Source organism: Stenotrophomonas sp. P5_B8, assembly GCF_054049855.1.
This window is the reverse complement of record NZ_JBFULO010000798.1, coordinates 1-794: the sequence shown is the minus strand read 5'-3', so window position 1 is coordinate 794 and position 794 is coordinate 1. Positions and strand designations below refer to the sequence as shown.

Genomic DNA, 794 nt, shown 5'->3' with positions numbered 1-794 from the left:
GGATGAAACCGATCGCTAGCAGTAGCCCCCAGACATGCGGCAGAGGTGCGCCGTCGGGCCAGGTCGCGAACGGCGCCAGCAGCACGCTGCCCACAATCATCTGGATGACGACGATCACGTGCGGCGGCACCTCCTTGAGGCGCTTGGTTATGGCCGCGGCGATGGCATAGAAGAACGCAGCCGCCAGCGCCAGGCCTATGCCAGCCAAGTAGCCCGGCGCGTGCGAGCCCGCCTGATGGCCACCGATGACGATGAGCACAACCCCGCCGAAGGCCACACTCAGCCATCCGATCTTGTTAGCCGTCGGCATTTCGCCGAAAAACAGCGCTCCGAGAGCCACCAGCATGAAGGGCTGCGTGTGATAGGTCACGGTGGCGACCGAGATGGAAGCGTGCGCGTATGCCGCAAACAGCAGGACCCAGTTGAGGATCAACGCGACGCCGCCTGCAGCCGCCAGCCCTACCTGCCTTCGATTCAATACGCCCCGGCGTAACAGACCTAAGCCGCCACAGGCCAGCAGCATGGCACCCGCTCCGAAAGCGCAGCGCCAAAATACGACGGAAGCGGGCGGCATCCTGGTTTCGAGCACGAACCAGCCGACCGTGCCGGAAATGACCATCGCGGTGGTCATTTCCAGGATTCCCCGACTTCGGATGTTCATTACCACGTCCTTTTAGGAAGAGGCCGTTCGACATATCGAACGATTGGCCGGTATGATGCCGATACCGATGCTTTTCGTCAAACCGAACGATCGTTCCACATGGAGAACGAAATGCCATCCTCTTCCATAACTG

At 61.1% G+C, this 794-nt stretch carries 1 protein-coding gene; it reads right to left on the bottom strand.

Features of this window, described 5'->3' with window-relative positions:
* The coding region (locus ACXJKH_RS21520) for a DMT family transporter (RefSeq protein WP_457322431.1) at positions 1-661 on the bottom strand (661 nt) is incomplete at its 3' end.
* Between the last annotated feature and the right edge of the window lie 133 nt (positions 662-794).